The organism is Acinetobacter sp. CFCC 11171, from assembly GCF_003268405.1.
In the GTDB taxonomy this organism is placed as follows: domain Bacteria; phylum Pseudomonadota; class Gammaproteobacteria; order Pseudomonadales; family Moraxellaceae; genus Acinetobacter; species Acinetobacter amyesii.
Window position 1 is genome coordinate 1 of record NZ_LQXP01000095.1, and the last position, 1,084, is coordinate 1,084.

At 41.3% G+C, this 1,084-nt stretch carries 2 pseudogenes; both read left to right on the forward strand.

Annotated features, from left to right (window positions below):
• Nucleotides 1-674: pseudogene (locus AVJ20_RS17975) on the forward strand (transposase); the annotation flags it as partial.
• Between the two features lie 128 nt (nt 675-802).
• Nucleotides 803-1,021: pseudogene (locus AVJ20_RS17980) on the forward strand (transposase); the annotation flags it as partial.
• Nucleotides 1,022-1,084: the final 63 nt, after the last annotated feature.

Consider the following 1,084-nt stretch of genomic DNA (forward strand, 5'->3'; position numbering starts at 1 on the left):
GGTCATCGAGTTGAGTATCACGGTCAGACATACAAAGTTGGCGAGATTGCAGAAAAGATAGAAACGCATTCAATCAAAAATATTTCTTACAAAGGCAATCAGCATACTTTACATGTGGGTGAGACCCATATACGCATAACACGCGCAGCAAAACCAAAGCAGAAAGATAGCTCAGGGAAGCGGGTTGCTCCTGAGCAGGGAGATGCTGTCGATGCAAGGCTGGTTGTTTCTGTCGTTAAGGATTGTGACGGTAAAATTGTGGCGAGATGGTGTTTGCTGAGTAATGTTGCAATGGATATAGATACAGCAGAATTGAGTACATGGTATTACTGGCGCTGGACAATTGAGTGTTATTTTAAATTGCTTAAGAGCAGGCAGGACATGACGTTGAGGCATGGCTACAAACGACACCTCAAGCAATCCTGAGAAGGCTACTGATCAGTAGTATGGCTTGTGTGCTGACATGGCGAGTACAGCGTGGTACAGATGAGCAGAATATAAGAATTCGGGCATTTCTCACCCGAATTTCAGGTAGGCAACAGAAAAGGGGAAAATTAGAAAGTGCCCCTGCCATACTGGCAGGGCTTTCAATACTATTGAACACTCTTTAGTTGTTGTCAGAGTATTCGTCTGATGAGCTGAATGCGATTGCTCAGATCGCATTCAATTTATAAAAAATGTGTAGATACCTATGCTTTTTAAGGAGAGGGTTAGGGAGAGGTTTCTAGGGAAAAAATGATGTGTGCTGAAAAAACAGGAGGTTTTAACTTGGTAAACTAAACACACTCATCAGGAGTTTACCATGAGCAAGAAACACAAGACTTACACCACAGAATTTAAAGCTGAAGCCATCAAATTAATTGAAGCCAATCAAGGCAATGTCTCGGAAACAGCTAGACAACTTAGCATTTCAATGCAAACTCTTTCAAATTGGAATACCAAAGCAAAGGCTGGAACTTTAGCAGGTACAAAACAGTATTCACCTGATCTAAACGCTCTACTCGAAGAAAATAAAAAACTCCTCTGTACACGACAAATTTCATAGGATCCTTGTCCTATCAGGCTTTTCTTTCTTAAAATTGCG